17 protein-coding genes are annotated in these 19,954 nt (G+C 48.6%); 2 read left to right on the forward strand and 15 right to left on the reverse strand.

Annotated features, from left to right (window positions below):
• Positions 1 to 22: 22 nt before the first annotated feature.
• From LAJLEIBI_RS15155 to LAJLEIBI_RS15200, 10 genes are all read right to left on the reverse strand, one after another.
• Entirely contained in the window at positions 23 to 1,054 is a 1,032-nt protein-coding gene (locus LAJLEIBI_RS15155; protein WP_242654909.1) for an ROK family protein, read from the reverse strand.
• A 245-nt stretch (positions 1,055 to 1,299) separates the two neighbouring features.
• Positions 1,300 to 2,247: an ABC transporter permease gene (locus LAJLEIBI_RS15160; RefSeq protein WP_006442999.1), complete on the reverse strand. Its 948-nt coding sequence runs from the start codon at positions 2,245 to 2,247 to the stop codon at positions 1,300 to 1,302.
• Positions 2,244 to 3,758, reverse strand: coding sequence for a sugar ABC transporter ATP-binding protein (locus tag LAJLEIBI_RS15165; RefSeq protein WP_006443000.1), 1,515 nt, complete (start codon positions 3,756 to 3,758; stop codon positions 2,244 to 2,246). The genes LAJLEIBI_RS15160 and LAJLEIBI_RS15165 overlap by 4 nt, the downstream gene beginning before the upstream one ends.
• 85 nt (positions 3,759 to 3,843) lie before the next feature.
• Entirely contained in the window at positions 3,844 to 4,869 is a 1,026-nt protein-coding gene (locus LAJLEIBI_RS15170; protein ID WP_006443001.1) for a sugar ABC transporter substrate-binding protein, read from the reverse strand.
• 69 nt (positions 4,870 to 4,938) lie between these two features.
• A complete protein-coding gene (locus LAJLEIBI_RS15175; RefSeq protein WP_006443002.1) occupies positions 4,939 to 5,715 on the reverse strand; it encodes an SDR family oxidoreductase in 777 nt (258 codons plus the stop codon).
• A gap of 341 nt (positions 5,716 to 6,056) precedes the next feature.
• On the reverse strand, positions 6,057 to 7,106 hold the full coding sequence (locus LAJLEIBI_RS15180; RefSeq protein WP_006443004.1) for an NAD(P)-dependent alcohol dehydrogenase: 1,050 nt from the start codon (positions 7,104 to 7,106) through the stop codon (positions 6,057 to 6,059).
• Positions 7,107 to 7,133: 27 nt separating this feature from the next.
• Positions 7,134 to 8,306, reverse strand: a complete 1,173-nt coding sequence (locus LAJLEIBI_RS15185) for an ROK family transcriptional regulator (protein ID WP_040434995.1) — start codon at positions 8,304 to 8,306, stop codon at positions 7,134 to 7,136.
• A gap of 176 nt (positions 8,307 to 8,482) precedes the next feature.
• The gene (locus LAJLEIBI_RS15190; protein WP_006443006.1) at positions 8,483 to 9,568 is read right to left on the reverse strand and encodes a M24 family metallopeptidase; all 1,086 of its coding nucleotides are present in this window, start codon (positions 9,566 to 9,568) and stop codon (positions 8,483 to 8,485) included.
• 14 nt (positions 9,569 to 9,582) lie between these two features.
• Complete coding sequence (locus LAJLEIBI_RS15195) at positions 9,583 to 10,647, reverse strand: zinc-dependent alcohol dehydrogenase family protein (RefSeq protein ID WP_006443007.1); 1,065 nt, start codon at positions 10,645 to 10,647, stop codon at positions 9,583 to 9,585.
• A 239-nt stretch (positions 10,648 to 10,886) separates the two neighbouring features.
• Positions 10,887 to 11,825 carry a collagen-like domain-containing protein gene (locus LAJLEIBI_RS15200; RefSeq protein WP_050765506.1) on the reverse strand — a complete coding sequence of 313 codons (939 nt, stop codon included), beginning with the start codon at positions 11,823 to 11,825 and terminating at the stop codon, positions 10,887 to 10,889.
• A 410-nt stretch (positions 11,826 to 12,235) separates the two neighbouring features.
• Here LAJLEIBI_RS15200 and LAJLEIBI_RS18840 point away from each other — a divergent pair, with 410 nt between their 5' ends.
• Positions 12,236 to 12,370 (forward strand): hypothetical protein, encoded by a 135-nt coding sequence (locus tag LAJLEIBI_RS18840; RefSeq protein ID WP_006445171.1) that lies wholly within the window; start codon positions 12,236 to 12,238, stop codon positions 12,368 to 12,370.
• A 7-nt stretch (positions 12,371 to 12,377) separates the two neighbouring features.
• On the opposite strand, the gene LAJLEIBI_RS15205 is transcribed toward LAJLEIBI_RS18840, so the two are convergent.
• On the reverse strand, positions 12,378 to 13,346 hold the full coding sequence (locus LAJLEIBI_RS15205; RefSeq protein ID WP_006443011.1) for an AraC family transcriptional regulator: 969 nt from the start codon (positions 13,344 to 13,346) through the stop codon (positions 12,378 to 12,380).
• 112 nt (positions 13,347 to 13,458) lie between these two features.
• Here LAJLEIBI_RS15205 and LAJLEIBI_RS15210 point away from each other — a divergent pair, with 112 nt between their 5' ends.
• Positions 13,459 to 16,731 carry a DUF5107 domain-containing protein gene (locus LAJLEIBI_RS15210; protein ID WP_006443012.1) on the forward strand — a complete coding sequence of 1,091 codons (3,273 nt, stop codon included), beginning with the start codon at positions 13,459 to 13,461 and terminating at the stop codon, positions 16,729 to 16,731.
• A gap of 51 nt (positions 16,732 to 16,782) precedes the next feature.
• Here the strand turns inward: LAJLEIBI_RS15210 and LAJLEIBI_RS15215 are convergent, their stop codons facing one another.
• From LAJLEIBI_RS15215 to LAJLEIBI_RS15230, 4 genes are all read right to left on the reverse strand, one after another.
• Positions 16,783 to 17,466: a DUF4177 domain-containing protein gene (locus tag LAJLEIBI_RS15215; RefSeq protein ID WP_006443013.1), complete on the reverse strand. Its 684-nt coding sequence runs from the start codon at positions 17,464 to 17,466 to the stop codon at positions 16,783 to 16,785.
• Positions 17,467 to 17,496: 30 nt separating this feature from the next.
• Positions 17,497 to 18,258, reverse strand: coding sequence for a DeoR/GlpR family DNA-binding transcription regulator (locus tag LAJLEIBI_RS15220; RefSeq protein WP_006443014.1), 762 nt, complete (start codon positions 18,256 to 18,258; stop codon positions 17,497 to 17,499).
• A 39-nt stretch (positions 18,259 to 18,297) separates the two neighbouring features.
• Positions 18,298 to 18,801, reverse strand: coding sequence for a YcxB family protein (locus tag LAJLEIBI_RS15225; protein ID WP_006443015.1), 504 nt, complete (start codon positions 18,799 to 18,801; stop codon positions 18,298 to 18,300).
• A 95-nt stretch (positions 18,802 to 18,896) separates the two neighbouring features.
• Positions 18,897 to 19,946, reverse strand: coding sequence for a 2-keto-3-deoxygluconate permease (locus LAJLEIBI_RS15230; RefSeq protein WP_138263215.1), 1,050 nt, complete (start codon positions 19,944 to 19,946; stop codon positions 18,897 to 18,899).
• Positions 19,947 to 19,954: the final 8 nt, after the last annotated feature.

Consider the following 19,954-nt stretch of genomic DNA (forward strand, 5'->3'; position numbering starts at 1 on the left):
TGAATACCTCCATAATTCGCAGTTAAATAGTATCAAAAAACTCATCGATAAAGCAGATCGCCGCGCCGGCCGCCGCAGATTCCACTTTATATTTACAAGGGAACAGGAAATCTTTTGCACAGTCACTGAAGGAAGTTCTCTTATCTACCCTCCGGCACAGCTCATCCATGTATGACTCTATATACGCCCCTACATATCCCCCGAGAATTATATCTGAGTCAAACAGCATGCGTATATTGTGGATGCCGAGCGCCAGATCGTCCAGATATTTTTCCCAGAGCCTTTCCGCCTCTCTGTCCTTCGACTGAAGAAGCGCAAAAAACAGCTCCAGATTGCCATCCGTGTACTGGTCCAGATTGGTGGAGCGGCACACCGTATCAAAACAGCCGTATCTACCGCAGTAGCACTGTTCTCCGCCTTCCGGAACGACCGTCATATGTCCGATCTCACCACTTTTTTGTGTATTTCCTTCATATATATTGTTGTCGACCAGAACCGCACCGCCCACACTGTTGCTCAGACTGATGTAAAATGCATTGCATATCTCATGGTCGATCCACACTTCGGCGTATCCTGCCGCGCTCGAATCGTGGAACAGCCTGCAGTTGTACGGGATATATCTGGCTATCTCTTCCCTTGTCTTTCCGGTAAAGTTAAGAGTAAGACCGTATGTCACGACCTCGCCGTCCTCAGATACAAGGCCCTGCACCGCTATCCCGACGCCGAGCAGGTTCTCATCGCTGATTTCCGCATCATTTTTAATACGCTCCACCACTTCACCTATTTTTTTTAAATAATCTTCGTCCTCTAAATTAAATTTAATGCGCTCCTTCGTCATGTCGATGACATCGCCCGACAGATCTACCGCCACGCAGTTAATATGATGCCCGGTAAGATACACACCGATCGCAGCCCTCGCTCCCTTCACGTAGGAGTATGCAGTGGCATTGCGGCCCCCGGTATTCTGTATCTTTTTCGACGTATCTATGAGATTCATCTGCTCCAGATATTGGAGCTTCTGCGTGATCGTCGGCAGACTGAATTTCAGGCCCAAAACGATGTCCTGCTTGGAAACTGACTGGTGCGTCCGTACATAATGATATATCTGTTGACTCTTATTCAATGTTAGCTACCTTCACTTGTCTTATAATTATATACTCATTATTTTACTTACGATTGCGCCATATGTCAACAAACAGTCCCCCAATCGCCCGTTTTACGTGCATATTCTTTAAAACCCCGGCAAATATATATTTACCGGGATTTTTAAGCTTAATTATTTTGTATATATGTATTGTATTAATTTTGCTGTCTCTTCTTCTGGATACAGTCGAAACCAACCGCAAGTGCAAGTACGACACCCATAACAACGTCCTGAATATAGGAATTGATGTTCATCAATACCATACCGTTTGTCAGCGCACCGATTATGAAAGTACCTGCGACAACACCGGATATCTTACCATAACCACCGGTTACAGACACGCCGCCTAATACAACACAAGTGATAACCTTGAATTCATATCCAAGGCCTGCATTCGGCATACCGGAGTTTGTACGGGACAGCATAACGATACCTGCAAGTCCTGCAAAGAATCCCGAGATAGCAAATACAAGGTATTTGATTCTTCCTACACGGATACCGGACAACCTTGCCGCATCCACATTACCTCCTACTGCGTAGAAGTAGCGTCCGAAATACGTTTTATTCAAAATAAATGAACCCACCGCAAAGCAGACGATCATGATAATTACCGGAACCGGAACAACGCTGACATATCCTTGTCCAATGATACGGAAACCATCTGTAAACCCATTGATCGGAAGCCCGCCGCTCAAGATATACGCGAATCCTGCAAATGCTGTCTGCGTTGCAAAGGTTGCGATCAATGCCGGAATACCGATCGTGGATACCATAAAGCCGTTCAGTACACCGATCAGTGTAGACACTACAAGTGTAACGAGTATGGCAAGCCACATATTTACTCCCATATTCACCATCAAGTAAGCGCAGACAATATTAACAAATGACATAATAGAGCCTGTTGCCAGGTCAATATCTCCAAGCAGGATGACAAACGTCATACCGATAGAAGCAATCCCGTACATGGATACCTGACGGAGCAGAGAAAATATATTGCTCGGGTTAATAAATCTGGGATTTGCGATGGTAAATGCGATAACAAGAACTAAAAACACAACCCAAATCGCTTTATCTTTTAACTGGTATACTACTTTATCTTTCATACAGTCTGACCCTCCATTCTTGCCGCTGATGCATATGCCATGATCCTCTCCTGATCGAACTCATCTTTTTCCAGTTCACCAGTCATCTCTCCTTCAGACAGCACTAGAATCCTGTCTGACATTCCCATCAGTTCTTCCATCTCAGAAGAAATCATCAGAATTGCCTTTCCTTCTTTTTCAACTAAATCATTCATCAGTTTATAAATCTCATACTTTGCGCCGACATCGATACCCCTTGTCGGTTCATCAAAGATGATCAGCTCAGAATCCGCCGCCAGCCATCTCGCCAAAATAACTTTCTGCTGATTACCACCACTTAAATTCTTCACAAGCTGGTTCAGCGTAGGTGTCTTAATTGCCATACTTTCCTCAAATCTCTTAGCCGTCTTCAGCTCCAGTTTGGAATTAATCACACTAAAACGTGAGTTCTTTTCATATATTGGCATATTGATATTATTTTTAATTGATATGCCAAGCATTGCTCCGTGGCGTTTTCGATCTTCAGGAACTAACGCAATTCCAAGATCGATGGCTTCCCTCGGGCTCTTTGGATTGATTTCTTTTCCTTTGAAAAACATCTGTCCCTTTGTCTTTTGCGCGGCCCCGAAGATAACCTCTGCAAGTTCTGTCCGCCCTGCGCCAACCAGTCCGCCAAGACCTAGTATCTCACCTTTATGAACCTTCAGGTTTATATTGTTATCTCCGTTACCGGTAATATCCTTAAGTTCCAGTACCACTTCATTCTTATCAATACAGTCTTTGCGCGGCGGATAGGTTTCTGTCAGCTCCCGTCCTACCATCAGCTTGATCAGCTCCTGCACCTCACTGTCTTTTGTGATCAGTGTCTTTACATATTCACCGTCACGTAATACAAGAATTCTATCAGACAGTCGGTAGATCTCTTCCAATCTATGAGATATGTAGACAATAGAAATACCTTCTTTTCTCAGTCTTTCTACCACCTCGAACATACTTTCAACTTCCGCACTTGTTAACGGTGCAGAAGGTTCATCCATAATCAATATCTTCGCATTCTGCTGAATCGCTTTGGCGATCTCAACCATCTGCTGATAACCTACCGTAAGATTCTTCATCAAAGCTTTGGGATCAATCTTGATATGTAACTGCTCAAATGCTTTGGCTGCCTGTAATTCCATCTCCTTCTTATCAACTACAATTCCTCTTTTGATAGGCCGTCCTAAAAACAGATTTTCCGCCGCCGACAGTTCTTTTACATTATTAAATTCCTGATAAATAATTGCAATTCCATTCTCCGATGCAAGCTGAGGCGTCATGCTTGTAAACTCTTTGCCATTCACGACGATCTTTCCGGAGGTAGGGATAACAGCCCCTGAGCAGCACTTGATCAGTGTAGATTTACCAGCTCCATTTTCTCCGATCAGCGCCAATATCTCACCTTTTTTTAGTTCCAACGTAACATCTTTCAGTGCTACAACACCCGGGTATTCTTTTCTTATATGCTCTAACCGCAATACATACTCTTCGTTCATATTATTCCCCCTGAGTCAAGCGGATATTATTTAGAGGCGGGTTTAACCGCCTCTATCTCATCGTCTCGCTATCTTTATTATGATGTTACATTCCTTTTATGATTTCTTCAACGCTATCCTTGTCTATTGCCTTAACAGGTCTTACAACGTTATGCTTATCGCCTGAGAAATCTTCTCCGCTCAATATTCTCTCATACATTTCCAAGCAAGCTTTTGCTGTATCTGTGCTTGATCCTTCAAATCCAACGATTGCTCTTACAGCCTCATCTCCTGCCTGAAGAGACTCTAACTGCTGCATTGTAACGTCTGTTGTAATAACGCCAACATTTTCTGGAATCTTGCCGGCGCCGCCGAATTTCTGAAGTAATGCTTCATTAGAACCGATCATAGCGCCTGCGCCAACTCCTACGAATACGGTACAGTCCGGGTTAGCCTGAAGTACGGACTCAACATTTGTCTGTGCTTCGTTTGCTTCCAGTCCATCAACTTCTGCTACGATCTTGTAGTTTCCTTTGTCACAGTTCTCTTCCAGACCTTCTTTGATACCGTTTGCTCTTTCTAACAGAACCTTTGTAGATGGTTTACCGATAACGCACACCTCAGCCGGCTTATCTGCTGTATAATGCTCATTAATGAAAGCTGATGCTGTTTTACCGATCTCATTTCCAAGTGCTGTGTTGTCAAGAATCCAGTTGGCTGTCGTGTTCTCCATCGGATCATCCCAGCACATAACTTTGATTCCCTCATCCATTGCCTGCTGACATACTGTTTCAAGAGCATCTGCATCAGACGGGTGAACCATGATCATGTCGCATCCTGATGTAATGAAGTTCTCCACCTGGCTTACCTGTGTTCCTGCATTGTCAGAGCAATCCTGTAATGTGTAATCCCAGCCTTTTTCTTTCAGCAGTTCTTCCAATTTACCCATAACGCCTGCCCAGTAGTCATTCTTCAGTGACTGAATTGTGATACCAACTTTGTAGCTGTCTTTTTTTTCGCCGTCGTCCTTCTTGTCGTCTCCTCCGGAAGTCGGTGCCTTGGTCGTACATCCAACAACCATCGCTGCGATCATTGCCACGCAAAGAATCACGCTTACCACTTTTTTCTTCATAATACGTTTTCCTCCTTGAAATATATTATTTTTATAGCTTTTGCTATCAGCTATCCTGTTTAGGACCCTTTAGAAGCACGTAAATGCTCCGTCTACGATGATATCGGATCCTGTTGTAAATGTACTTGTATCCCCTGCAAGGTACACGAGGATCGACTGGAGCTCCTCAGGCTTTCCAAGTCTTCCCATCGGCGCCATTGCGTTCCACTGTGTGATCAGTGGTTTCAGATGGTCTGCATTCATGATCAGCTCAGTTCCTATGTATCCCGGGCTTATGCAGTTAACGCGCACGCCCTTCTTTGCCCATTCTACCGCAAGAGATTTTGTCAGCTGGCTCACTCCCGCTTTTGACGCATTGTATGCACACTGCGGCTGGGGAACATTCACGATATGTCCTGACATGGAAGCTGTGTTGATGATAGAACCATGTCCCTGTTTCAGCATCACCCTTCCGGCTGCGGTGGCACAGAGAAATACTCCTGTAAGGTTTATGTCAATTACTTTCTGCCACTGTTCAAATGTCATCTCCTCTGCCGGAGCATTTACCGCGATACCGGCGTTGTTGTAGCAGGCGTCCAGTTTCCCGTATGTATCGACCACTTTTGCGACCATTGCCTCAACCTGGTCTTTCTTTGTGACATCACACTGGATCGCTATCGTCCTGGAACCTGTGGCCTCCGCGATCTCTTTGGCTACTTTCTCAGCTCCCTCCAGATTGATGTCCACAATAGCCACGTCGGCTCCTGCTTCTGCAAATGCCGTGGCCGCGCACTTTCCGATTCCGCTGGCGGCTCCTGTCACGTAGATTGCCTTGCCGTCCAGTCTCATACTTTCAATAATACCCATTTCGTCCTCCTCCCGGCTGATAACCGTTCTGCTTATTATTACGTTGCTCGTGTTCAAAAAGTATACTTTTTTTAACAGTCTGAATTTTTATTGAAAACGCCTGAATCAGGCGTTTTTTCATATTTTACTCTCCAGAATCGCATTGAACGAAAAAGTATACTATATTAGCTGCGGCTACAGCTGCAGCCTTATTTATAATAGTTTTATAAAACGATTTTATAAATTCGATTTATATAATTATACATCCAGAGGACTCATTTGTGCAATATGCAATGTTATACAATATTTTTTTTGCAATTTGGTATAATTTGCATAATGTTATTTATTTAGCAAACTTCAGATCACTTTGCGATCTTCACAACGGCTTTTACGATCTCGCTCTTCTCGTTGACACTTCTGTCCATCGCCGTCTGTATATCGTCAAAATCAAATATATGTGTGGCGATCCCTTTGAGGTTCACCTTGCCCTGAGCTACCGCGTCGATGGCCATCGGATAGATATGGCGGTAGCGGAAAACTGTTTTAAATGTAACCTCTTTGTCAAGCGCCAGGCTCATCATCACATTCATCATCCCTGTCTTGCCATAGCCGACCAGTACAATATTGGAGCCTTTCCGCACTGCCTGGACCGCCTGATTTGTCGTTATCTCTGTCCCGGCTGTCTCGATGGCAAGGTCAAACCCTTCGCCGCCGGTCAGTTCCTTCGCCTTTTCAAGCACATCCTCTTCTCTGCCGTTGATCACACCATCTGCGCCTAACTCCATTGCCTTCTCCAGGCGTTTCTCCATCACATCGACTACATACACTCTCGACACGCCGCACGCCTTCAGGGCCATCATGGATACAAGACCGATACATCCCGCTCCGAATACGACCGCCGTCTGTCCTGCGTGCGCCTCCCCCTGCTTAGCCGCGTGGAAGCCTACCGCAAGCGGTTCTATGAGAGCGCCTTCCAGCGTGCTCACATTGTCGGGAAGTTTAAAGCACAGATCCTCGGGATGTGCCACATACTCCTGGAATACCCCGTCAACCGGAGGTGTCGCAAAAAACACGACATCCGGGCAGAGGTTATACTTTCCCTCTTTGCAGAATCTGCATTTTCCGCACGTCTTACCCGGTTCCAGCGCTACGCGGTCACCCGGCTTCAGATGCTTCACGTTCTTTCCGGTCTCAACTACAGTTCCTCCCGGCTCATGTCCGAGAACAAACGGAGGTTCCACAATGTAATCCCCGATCCTTCCCATCTCGTAATAGTGCATATCGCTGCCGCAGATACCTACATACTCCAGCTTTACGACAACTTCGTCATCTTTTGCCTGCGGTATGGGACGCTCCGTGTAGCCCATCTCTCCGATACCGTTCATAACCGCAACTTTCATCATTCCGTCCATAGTTTTCCACTCCTTTTCCCTGTATCTCTATATAGAATTTATAAAATTTTCAATGTAATATACCGCGGCGCCCAAGGCAGATGCCGCTTTCTGGTACTTACAGGCACGGACATACTCCCCATTGCCCTCAAAGATATTTTTTTCTTCCACTCTTTTTTGAAGCTCCTTCATATACGGGCCGATACAGCTTCCGACATACCCTCCAAGCACGATATCACAGTCAAAACACATCCTCAGATTGTCAACTGTAATGGCCAGGTCATCCAGATAAGTCTCCCACACTTCCATAAGTTCAGCGTCTTCGTCTTCCAGCCTGTCAAAAAACCGCTCCAGATAGCCGTCCGTATGCTCTGCCAGACAGAGCGCGGAACAGTAAGCGTCCACACACCCTTTTTTGCCGCAGTAGCATGTCTTTCCCCCGGGATGTATGACCATATGGCCGAATTCTCCGCTGTGCCAGTGTTTCCCGATATACATATTCTCAAACACGCTGTTCAGCGGTCCCGAGGCGTCTTCACGCGCCGGATCCTGCCGGAATACCACCGCCCCTCCGACTGTGTTGCTCAAAGAAAGATATATCATACTCTCAAGCTGGCTGTCCGCAATACATTCTGTCACAGCCGCCGCGTTGGCATCATTCAGCAGTACACACGGGTATGGAATGTAACGGGAAAATACATCCCCATCTATATCATAAAGATTAAGCGCTCTTGAATACGTGATACGGTTTGCGGCGCCGTCCACGATCGACGGAACAGAAATCCCCACTCCCGCGATCTTTTCTTTCACCGTCCCGTCGTCTCCGAGAAATTCATCCAGCGCTTCGCCAAGCTGTTTAAAATATTCATCTTCACATACAAAAGGCTTTCGCGTCCGCTCATACTTCAGCACAGTCTCCGTCATATCCGTCAGTACCATACCAATATGGTGACGTGTTATCTCAATTCCTACCGCATACCGTGCATCTCTCACCGCCGCCAGCGCCCTGGCTTTTCTGCCGCCCGTCGACTCAAATTCCCCGGCCTCACATACGACGCGGGCTTCCCTCAGTTCCTTTACGATCTGCAGCACTGTAGGTCCGCTCATATCAAGCGCGGCAGCAATATCCGGCATGGAAGTCCTGTTCTTACTGTTGATATAACGGAAAACGCGGTTCCGGTTCAGCCTTTTTACTTCTGAGTTGTTTGTTTTTTGTATCACCGATCACCCCTCCTTTTCTCTATATTTTATTATACACGCACTTTCCGTTAATACTTTATTAAACTATTTAATAAAGTCTTTATTTAAGTATAAATTTACCATCCATTTTATGGAAAGTCAACATGTTTTTATCGACAAGAGCAAAGAATATGGTGATTTTGCCAGAAAACCCGGCATTATATGCCGGGCTGTCTTTCCAGGATCTCCGCCGCTTCTGTACTGCCATATGGCGTATTTATTATCCGGCGGGGCCATTTTGAAGTTTTCGTCAATATCCGCAGTCCATCTTCATCAAGAAAAGTCGTCTCCTCGCACTTCGTTCCGAGGATCGTAGGATTCCATGCGTAGGCCTGGCCTGTATGGATCGTCTTGCTGCTGTCCGGGGTTACAATGAACTCACGGCATCCGTATCCGGCAGGCCCTCCCTGGTGGTGCATCTTCCATTCCCCGCCGTATCCGGCTTCCCGGTATAATTCCATGACATTCTGAAAGTATTCTTTATAAGTCAGCCCCTCCCGCATCATCATCTGCATACAGGCAAAGATATACTGAGTTTTCTCATATCTTTCCATTATATGCTCCGGCACCGGAGTAAAATAGACCATTCTTGTCAGACTGACGTTCAGGCCGTACTTCTCTCCCCCGAGGACAACCATCAGGCTGTTCTCTATTTTTTTCCCGGTGGGGACAGGATGCCGGTAGGACAGGATCCTCTCATCCGATCCCACGAGCACGCAGTCCGGACTGATGCCTTGGCTGATGCAGCGGCATCTGAGCATATTGGCTGCTTCCGCCTCCGTCATGCCGGGTTCCGCCTCCTTGCAGACGCCCTCCACAATATGCGCGCAGAGCGCGCCTGCCTCCTCGTACCGCCGCACCTCATCCTCCGTAAGCTTAAGGCGCAGATCCACCAGTTCCTCCTGCACATTTACCGTGCCTGCTATCCCCGTGTCAGAGACAAACCGTCCCCGCCGGATATGATCCGCGATATACAGCTCCTTGGGTTCATACCACGGAATGAGCACCGGCTTTCCTCCGAGCGGGTTCTGTTCCTCATCCATACGGGAGAGATCACTGCTGTCCGCCAGCAGATCGATCCCATCCCGTCTGATGACATAGTACGCCGCGCCGTTCTCACTGTTGTCCACTACATTATTTTCCGCGCCTTTGCTTACCCATGCGTAATTATCTCTCCGGTTCAGCAGTACGCCGTCATAGTCCTTTTCTTCAAGCCACGCTCTGATTCGTTCCACAGCATCCATCGCTCATCCCTCTTCTATTCCATTTCATGGTTGATACATACTTTTCCTGTCCTGCCGGTCGCAAATACCTCAAATGCCTTATCCGTCTCCCTCAGCGGAAAGCGGTGCGTAATGATCTGGCCCGGATGTATTTTCTTCCTGTCCAGAAGTTCCACCAGCTTTTCCATATTTCCCACAGATGTCACCCAGGAGCCGTGAAGTGTAAGGTTCTTGTGAAGCAGAAGCGGACTCGGTTCAAACGTCACTGTCCCCTGCTCCCCGAGAAATACAACATTGCCCCACATCCTTGCAGCTTCCAGACATCTGTGGCGTCCAATGCTGCTGCCGGAACAGTCGATAGCCGCCTCAACCCCTTTTCCGCCGGTCAGCTTCATAATGTTATCCACTGCATTGTCATCGCCCAGGACAACTTCGTCCGCTCCGGCCTTTCTGGCCATCTCCATCCGCTCCTCGGAGATATCTACACCGATCGTCTGCGCCCCAAGCGCCTTGGCCAGAATGACCGCCGCCTGTCCCACCGGTCCGAGTCCCATGACAAGCACTCTGTCATTTCCGGATACGCCGGCCCTCAAAAGACCCTGGTAAGCCGTTCCGAACCCGCACGCTATCATGGCGCCATCCTCATACGTCAGAAAATCCGGCAGGTGGATACATGTGGCCGCGTCCGCCACCATATACTCGGCCAGCGCTCCGTCCCTCTGCCAGCCATACGCCCGTCTCTCCGCCTGCTGACAGTTGATGTAGAAGCCTTTGCGGCATTCATCACAGTAACCGCAGCCCTGGATATGATACACAACGACCCGGTCTCCGGCCTTAAAGTCATCTACCTTTTCACCGACTTCCACAATCTGTCCGCTCGGCTCATGTCCGGCGATGACATCATCATATCTCGCTCCTCCGGTCTTATCCGTATGTTCAAAATATATGTACTTCAGATCACTGCCGCACAGGCTTGCCGCTTTCATTTTCAAAAGCACCTGCCCGTGACCCGGCTTTGGCACATCACATGTGACCGGCTGTACCTTCGCTCCGCCCGGCAGCTTCATGCCCAACATTTTCTCCGGAATCTTCTCACTCATCTTCGTATCCTCCTGTTTTAAATTAACTGATATTAAATGTTCTTTTCACGTTTTGTTAGTTCTTATACGGATTATATCATCATTGATCAGTAAGCTGAATTCCATATGTTATTTTTTGATGGACTATATTACGCTTCCTCAAGCCTTCCTGACGGCATTTCACTCCACTTAAAAAGCCGCGGTTTTCACCCGCGGCTTAACTGCACCTGTTTTACTTTTGTCTGTCCTGAACAGCGTCGTTATTTCCATGTTCCAAAGGCATGATAATGTAATGTGCCGCTTATGCGCGCCGACACAGTAAAAAGAAGCCAGTATCCTACCGTAGACCTCTGGTCTCCCCCGGTGCTGACCGATGGCCATACACCATTTCTGCCCGCAAAATTAAGTGACACCGAAACGCCGGTGAGAGAAGTATACGGCAGGTTAAACACATACCCCGGCGTAGAATATAAGCTTCCTGAAGCGGTAGTAACAGACGCGTCTGATACAGAAAGCGCTCCCCACATTTCCAGCGTTCCATCGGCAAACTTACGATAATACCCGTTTTTATTTTTACCGGTCCCCACAATGGAATGCTGACCGATCATATCCTTCAGTTCTTTTCCCTGCCGGGCGTCGAGCGCATAGCCTTCTACAGTCGTCTCGAGATCATTGGCAATGTTCACCGGGCCGGCCGGACCCTGCTCACCTCTGTCGCCCTTCGGGCCCTGGATTCCCTGTACTCCCTGAGGACCGGCCGCTCCGGTATCTCCCTTGTCACCTTTTGGCCCCTGGGGTCCGGCCGCACCCGGGTCTCCTTTCGGCCCTGTCGCCCCTGTCGGCCCCTGCGGGCCTGTAGCCCCTGTATCTCCCTTTGGCCCTGTCGCCCCCTGCGGGCCTGTTGCTCCGGTCGGACCCTGCGGACCTGTCAATCCCTGCGGACCCGTCAGTCCCTGCGGACCCGTCGCACCGGTAGCTCCCTGCGGGCCCATCGGTCCTGTATCGCCTTTCTCCCCTTTTGGTCCGGCTGCCGCCACCTGTGTATCTGTTTCTCCTAAGTACCAGTTGCCGTTGGGGCCGATGTGCGGTGTGATGCCGTCATCACCCCTTGCTTTTACCCCTGTGTCGTAATTGTTGATGAACCAGTTTCCGTTTTCACCGATATAGATCTCCGGTATAAAGTTTGCATTTTCTTCCATAATGTATGGCCTCCTTTGTTTTTTATAACTGCATCTTATCAGTTTGTTCAGGGACATGGAGGGACAACAAAACAGAATATCTTACATATTTTGATACAAAAAATCATTCAGGAAATCCATTCAAAGACACAATGCTGCACTTCAAGGAAAACATCTGACTATTTGCATTTTATCTTTTATAATTAAATAACAAATGCCTGGGCAGCATACGGACATTTCCCGCACAGGAAAGTACACAACTGTCGTCTGAAACTATTTATTATCTCTAATATTATATAAGGGAGTCTATAGTGTTTAATAAAAAACGTTTAATCCAAACAGAATCTTTATCCTATGCTATCAGCGTCAAAAGCACCTTAAACGATCACAATATTCCATATACGGAACGGGTAGATGCAGGCAGTGGGTGGATGCAGTTCATTACATTGCTGTTTGTAAGCGGACGAGGCAGTTATGGACTGAACAGCGACCACAAACAGACATACTCTGTCTATGTGAACGAAGACCGGTATGAACAGGCGGTAAAGCTTATAAGCCGTCTATGACACGCTGTCACTCACAGTAAAAGTAGTCCCCGTTTTTATAATCTCTCGGTGACACTCCCACCACCTTCTTAAATATTCTCGAAAAATAATACTGATCTTCATAACCAAGCTCAGAACTCACTTCATAGATATACATATCCGTCGCCTTAAGCAGCTTGCACGCCTCCTGCATTTTCAGGTGGATGAAGAACTCCACTGGCGACCGCCCTGTCTGCGTCTTAAATATAGTATTCAGATAACTTCTCGACAGCTTTACTTCTTCCGATATCTCTTCCAGCGTCAGACTCCGTTTCAGATTCTCATACATAAACCGGATCACCATTGTAACGTGCCGGTCCTGCACTGTGCTTTCGTCTGTCTTCTCCCTGAAATAGATCTCTGACAATATAAGGGAGAGCACCTGGGATATGTAGATAAAATTCCCGAGTGTATAGTTCCGTTCCAACACGCGGAACAGCAGCTTGAACAGCACCATCATCCGGTTGTCGCTCTGTCTGGAATTCATATGTACCACTCTGCATTCTTCTAACGGATAACAGAGCGTGACCTCCCCTTTAAAATGAGCCCACAGTATACTCCACGGATCCTCCGGATCCGCATAGTATTTATGCCTCCTGCCTTTCGGGATACAAAAGGCATCCGAACGGCCGATGTGGTATGTCCGGTCCTCCACCTCGATGCACCCTTTTCCTTCCGTACAATAGATGAGGATATACTGCTGTGCGCCATCTTCACGCTCACGGTAGTGGGCGCGCGCCCTCGGAAAGAATCCCACATCCGTCGGGTAGATCGTGCGCACGAGCGGATGTTCCGCATAGTCTGAAAATGACTCGGTCGGAATTATGATATACTTTTCGTCTTTAAATCCATCTGCTTTTCCGGTTATTTCATTCATCCTGAAGCGCCTGCCTTCTTTTTCAATATTTGTCTCGGTAATCTTTGGTTTATTATATTCTTTCTGTACAATATTGTCCATCTTTTTATCATTTATGACATTTTAACCTGCTGCCTGCTGTGATACTCTTGATACAGAAAGAGACACTGAGAACAATGCAGCCTGCAGCTCATGCATATGAAAGGAGACAGAAATGAGTTTTGAAAAAGTTCACGTATGGGAAGAAAATGTGACCATTCCCACCTACAAAGTGTACCCGGCGGAAAAAAGTCCATTATTTATAGAAAACCGCGCCTATCAGGGGAGTACCGGTAAAGTGTACCCGCTTCCGGTGACGGAAAAGATATCCGACGAAAAAGAAGACGTGTCATACCGCGCCGTCTATCTGGAAAACGACTATCTGCTCGTTATGGTACTTCCGGAGCTGGGCGGCCGTATCCAGCGCGCCCTCGATAAGACTAACAATTATGACTTTGTATATTACAACCATGTGATCAAACCGGCTCTCGTGGGGCTTACCGGTCCCTGGATATCCGGAGGCATCGAGTTTAACTGGCCGCAGCACCACCGGCCGACGACCTGCTCCCCGACTGACTTTTACTGGGAAGAAAACGCCGACGGCTCCTCCACCGTATATGTAAGCGAGATAGACAAAATGTACGGCACAAAGGGAATGGCTTCCTTTACGCTCCATCCGGGCAAAGCTTATATCGAGATCAAAGGCCGCCTGTTCAACCGGACGGACACACCCCAGACATTTCTCTGGTGGGCCAATCCGGCCGTACCGGTGAACGACTATACATATTCCGTATTCCCTCCGGATGTCCACGCTGTCATGGACCACGGCAAACGGGCAGTATCCACCTTCCCTGTCGCCACGGGAGAATACTACAAATACGATTACTCCGAGGGCATTGATATCTCCTGCTACCGCAACATAAAAGTGCCGACTTCTTATATGGCCGCCCATTCTGACTATGATTTTATCGGTAACTTTGACGAACAGGTGGACGCAGGCCTGCTGCATGTGGCCGACCACCACATTTCCCCGGGCAAAAAGCAGTGGACATGGGGAAACAGCGATTTCGGGCAGGCGTGGGACCGCAGTCTGACAGAAACAGACGGGCCGTATATCGAGCTGATGACCGGAGTCTATGCAGACAACCAGCCTGATTTCACCTGGCTGAAGCCGTACGAGGAAAAGACATTTACCCAGTATTTTATGCCCTATAAGCACGTTGGCCGAGTAAAGAATGCCACGAAGGACGCGGCCATCGGCGCGGAGCTTGGAGGCGGCAGATGTATACTGAGAGCGTACGCCTCCGGCGAATACAAAGATGCCGTTATCACTGTGAAGAAGGGCGGGGATATCCTGTTCACAGACCGGGCAGATCTCACTCCCGCCGCTTATTATGAATTCTCTTTCGCGACAGAGCTTCCCGCCTTGAGCGGATGCACCGCCGAACTGCGCGATGCCGGAGGGCGTCTGCTCGTATCCTACACAGAAAAAGCGCCGGAGCTTGAACCGACGCCGGAACCGGCGGAACCTCTCCTTCCACCGGAGCAGCTTAAGACAACGGAGGAACTGTATCTCGGCGCGCTTCACCTGGAACAGTACCGTCACGCTACGTTCCGACCGGAAGATTATTATCTGGAGGGATTGAGACGCGACCCGTCTGATATACGCCTCAATAACGGCTATGGTCTTCTCCAGTACAGAAGAGGGAATTTTGCGGAAAGTATCACTTATTTTAAAAAGGCCATTGAAAAACAGACGTGGAAGAATCCGAACCCTTACTGCGGAGAAAGCTACTTTAATCTCGGCCTTGCCCTTGTGATGACCGGAGAGGAAGACGCAGCCTTTGACGCTTTCTATAAGTCTACCTGGAGCTATGAGACCCAGAGTTCCGGTTTCTACTGGCTCGCCTGTCTGTCCTGCCGGAAAGGCCTGTTCAGGGAAGCACTTGAGTTTGCAGACAATTCCCTGCTCCGCGGCTGGCACAACATGAAAGCAAGAACGTTAAAGGCAGCGCTGCTGCGCCGTCTCGGAAAAGACAATACTTCTCTGCTGGCAGAAACCGTGAAGATCGACCCGCTCGACATGGGCACCCGCTACGAGAACGGGCTGCGCCTTGGGGACCTGACAGAATGGAAGACAACGATGCGCGGTCCGGCTCATAATTACCTGGAGCTGTCTCTTGATTATATGAAGGCGGGCCTGTATGAGGACGCGCTGCGCATACTCTCCTCCTGCCCGGACACTTCTCCAATGCTTTCTTATTATGAGGGTTATATCCACGAGCAGGCGGGCAGCCTGACAGAAGCAGTCCGGATGCACCGGCTCGGCGAGGCCGCGGATCCTTCCTACTGCTTCCCGAACCGCGCAGAAGAGATACTTATCCTTGAAAGCGCTGTGCGTCTGCTTGCGGAAGCTCCCTTGGCGCATTATTATCTCGGCTGTCTGCTGTATGATAAGAGGGAATATGAAAAGGCAGCCGCGCACTGGGAAGTATCGGCAGAGCTCGCGCCGGACTTTGCCATGAACTGGAGAAATCTTGCAATTTACTGTTATAATAAGCAGAAGGATATAGAAAAAGCGCTGAGCTGCATGAAGACAGCGCTGGAGCTTGACCCGTCCAGTTCCCGGTTCCTGCTGGAATACGACCAGCTCTGCGCCAGAGCGGCCGTCTCCGCGGAAGAAAGGCTGGATCTCCTTGAAAGAAACCTTACCCTTGTGACATACCGCGACGCGCTGTATATCGAATATATAACGCTTCTCAATAATACCGGCCAGTACGATAAGGCACTCGGCTGTCTGACGGGCCACCAGTTCCACCCGTGGGAAGGCGGGGAAGGCAAAGTCAGCACACAGTACCGCTTCGCCCTTACCGGAAAAGCAGTCCGTCTTCTTAAGTCCGGTTCCTTCGATGAAGCCATCGGACTGCTCGAAGCCACAAAAGAATATCCGGTCAGTCTCGGGGAGGGAAAACTTCCAAATGTGCAGGATACCATTGCCGACTATTATATCGGCAGAGCATACAAGGCAAAGAATGACCCGAAAAACGCTGAAGCATATTTTAAAAAAGCATCCGACGGGCTGACGGAGCCATCCAGTGTGCTCTACTATAACGACCAGCCGTCCGATACGATCCTTTACCAGGGATTTGCAAATGAAGAGCTCGGCGATATGGCTGCCGCGAAGAAATGTTATCATCAGCTGCTTGCCTTTGGAGAAAAGCACCTGTTTGACGATGTAAGCTACGACTATTTCGCAGTGTCGCTGCCGGAGATAGAAGTCTTCCCGGAAGACATCAAAACACGCAATGATATTTACTGTAAATACTTGATGGCGCTCGGCAGGCTCGGCCTGGGCGAAAAAGAAAAGGCCGCTTTGCTGCTTGGCGGCATACTGGATGTGAGGCCGGATCATCAGGGGGCGGTCCGCCACCTTGCCATGACCAGATAAAAAATGGCGGCAGAATCTTCAGCCAGATTCTGCCGCCATTTTTTTATTTTATTAATTTTCCCGACTCTTAATACATCTCTCAAATATGAGCACGGTCTGGTCTACCGTTGCATTTGCGCCCACCCCTGCAGCGGCGAGCACCGTCTTGCCCGCCTCATTTGTCAGTGCGGTGTGCAGCCTCCAGCCATCCATAGCATATACGGACAACATTCTCTGCAGTTCTTCCTTCCTCACCGTACCCGTAAGAGCAGAATCCACGATGATCTCTACTTTATACTCATACAGCGGATTTTTCTGGTACTGCTCATATCTTCCTTCCGCCGCCCTTATGTAGTCTTCCCTGCTCAGCACCTTGCGGTCCGAGTAAAGATAACCGCACGTGGGGCACACATCATCCTGAGGATCCCTCGCATCCCTGCACACAGGACAGATTTCCCACCGGCCGTTCTCCCCGCCGCTTGCAAACTCTTTTTCTTTGTATTTAAAAAAATCTTTCACATACTCGTATCCGGCAGTCCCTTTTTCTGTCTTTACCTGATCTAATACGCTCTCCTGGACCATCTTAAATTCTCTCGGGCCGTTGACTGCCTCAAGTCTTCCGGCTACATTTTTCGTAAAATATTGATGACACTTCAGACAAAGTCCTCTGCCCTTTCCGTCATCCTGGAATTCCCTGTTGATAGATTCCATCATTCCCAGCGTATTTCCGCACATCGCGCATACGTATTTCGCCATATCGTCATTCTCCTTCCAGCCTGTACTTTTTCACGCTATCACAAGCGGTACATTCAGTTCTTTCGCTATTTTTACATTCTCTTTTGCCACTTCGTCATCTGTAATGATCAAATGCACATCCGTAAGCGGACAGATCACAGAAAGGTAGCCCCCGCCGAACTTGCTGCTGTCCGCCAGCACGTACACTTCTTTCGCCGCGTTCAGTATAGCGTGCTTCACCTGCATCTGCGGTGTGGCTATGGAAGTCAGGCCCGCCTCAAAATTGATGCCGTGGACTCCGATAAATGCTTTGTCCACATGGAAGTTCTGCATATTTTCCAGCGCCGCGTCTCCCATGGTCGCGGCGAGATGTCCGCCCACATGACCGCCGACCATGTACAGTTCAACATGCTTTGCCCCGGACAGCTCATTTCCTACGAGAAGGGAATTGGTGACAACGGCCACGCGCTTTTCCGGATGGTTCTTAATGTGAACCGCCAGATAGAAGCTGCTGGACGCGTCGTCAATGATGATCGTGTCCCTGTCCTCGATGTAATCATACGCACAGGCTGCGATCTTCTTTTTCCGGTCCGTATGGCGGTAAATGCTTTCCGCCGAATATTTGCGCACCGGGCTTTCTTCCCGTTTTATGGCGCCTCCGTGGACTCTTTGCAGCAGGCCTTCCATATCCATATTCTTGATATCGTTTCGGATCGTCACCTCCGAACACCCAAGTTCCCTGCTCAGTTCAGCAACCCGCACTCTTCCTTTTTCGTCCAGTTCTCTCAGTATCGTACGTCTGCGTTCTTCCATTTTACTACCCTCTGTCTCTGTGATTTATATACCGGTCAACTATCTCAGTCTGACCCTCTGCGGATCGATATGCTGCGCTATTATCTTCATAACAGCCATAAAGCGGTCGCCGAAGGCCTGCTTCGGAATGATAAACGCGTGTTCTTTTCCGTAATATATCCCTATTGTTTTCGGCGTGGTCACCACACGCTCTATCTTATCCCATGCCACATTTTCCGTTTTTTCTCCGCGTATGACAGTGATGCCCTCATTGTCGAATGTATAGTTCCATTCCGTCTGGTATTCTCTGTTAAGCTCCACCTGCTTTTTGGCCCTGTGCTTCAGCTGAAGCGGAGTGAATGCGATGAATGCGGCGGCAGCGGCGAGATAAAACAGAAGATACACCGGTGTTATCTTCCCCGTGGCCAGCAGAATAATTCCCATAATGCCCACCGCGGCCCCGAGGACATTTGTCAGGAAACCGGAAAATTTAGAGTATGTATGATATAAAAGGAAATCAAACAATGCCTCTTTTGTCATCTGTACAGTCAGCTTTTCTTCCATGGTTATGCTCCTTATAATAAAGTCCTCTCATACATTACGAAATCATTGTAACATATTAGAGGACTTTTTTCACTTGCTTATAATGAATTGTTCTATTACATCTCTGACGGCGCTGCTTCACCTGTAACTTTGTAGTGTGCCCAGCCTTCCGGTGAGTAGATACCTTTCTGCTTCTTCTGCATCATTTTATCGAAGAACGCCACGATGAACGGACAGAGGAACAGTGTAATGATAGATGCCGTAGCGCACTGGGCTGTCGCCATATCTGTGTACTGTGCCATGGTCGGGTCCGCTTCCGCGACCGCCGCCGGTGTCATGGCAGAGTTGAGCGCTGTCGTACCTACCGCGGCTCCCATAGCGTTTCTTTCCTTCTTTGGAAGAAGTAAGTTGAACACGAAGAAGAACACAACTGCCAGCGCTGCTGAGATAAGTCCGAGTACGATACCTGCCGCCCCTGCGGTCACGATCGTCTTCACATCTGTCTTGGCGCCGATGGATATCGTCATAAAGAAGGTGACGATCGGTTGCGCGGTCGCACATGCTTTGCGGAAGCCAGCGTCCAGGTTACCCCAGATAAATCCGATCAGGATCGGAACGAGTGTAGCGATCAGAGAATTGATCGGAATAGAGGCAAGTCCTGTCGCTCCAAGTGCAACGAGTGTAAAGAACGGTCCGTCGTTCAGTGACAGGATAGAGATCGCTCCCGTATCTGTAGCATTACCAAACTGTGAAGACAGGGATATGTACAGAGATCCGTTGGAATTCGTGATCGCCGCGATCATTACGAACGGTGTTATGCCAAGGAATCCATCCGGTCCGCAGATCCTTCCTACTGCAAGCCCGAATAATATTCCAAGCAGAAGTTTCATACCGGTCAGCGTGACACCTTTATACAAAGGCATGCCTACCTGCTTGATATTGATAGTGGAACCACACACGATGAGGAAGAATCCCATCATCGCCGAGTTTCCCTCGTAGAACAGCGCCGTTACATATCCTCCTATCTGGAATGCCTGCGGCACGAATGTCGCGATCAATACTGCGATCACAAGCGGTATGATAACAAGTCCGCCCGGCAGCTTTTTCATCTTGTTCAAAAGGTCAAGGTCTTTCGTTTTCTTTACTTCTGTTGTCTGTTCTCCCATTTTCTCAC

Origin of the sequence: [Clostridium] hylemonae DSM 15053 (assembly GCF_008281175.1) — a bacterium.
In the GTDB taxonomy this organism is placed as follows: Bacteria; Bacillota; Clostridia; order Lachnospirales; family Lachnospiraceae; genus Extibacter; species Extibacter hylemonae.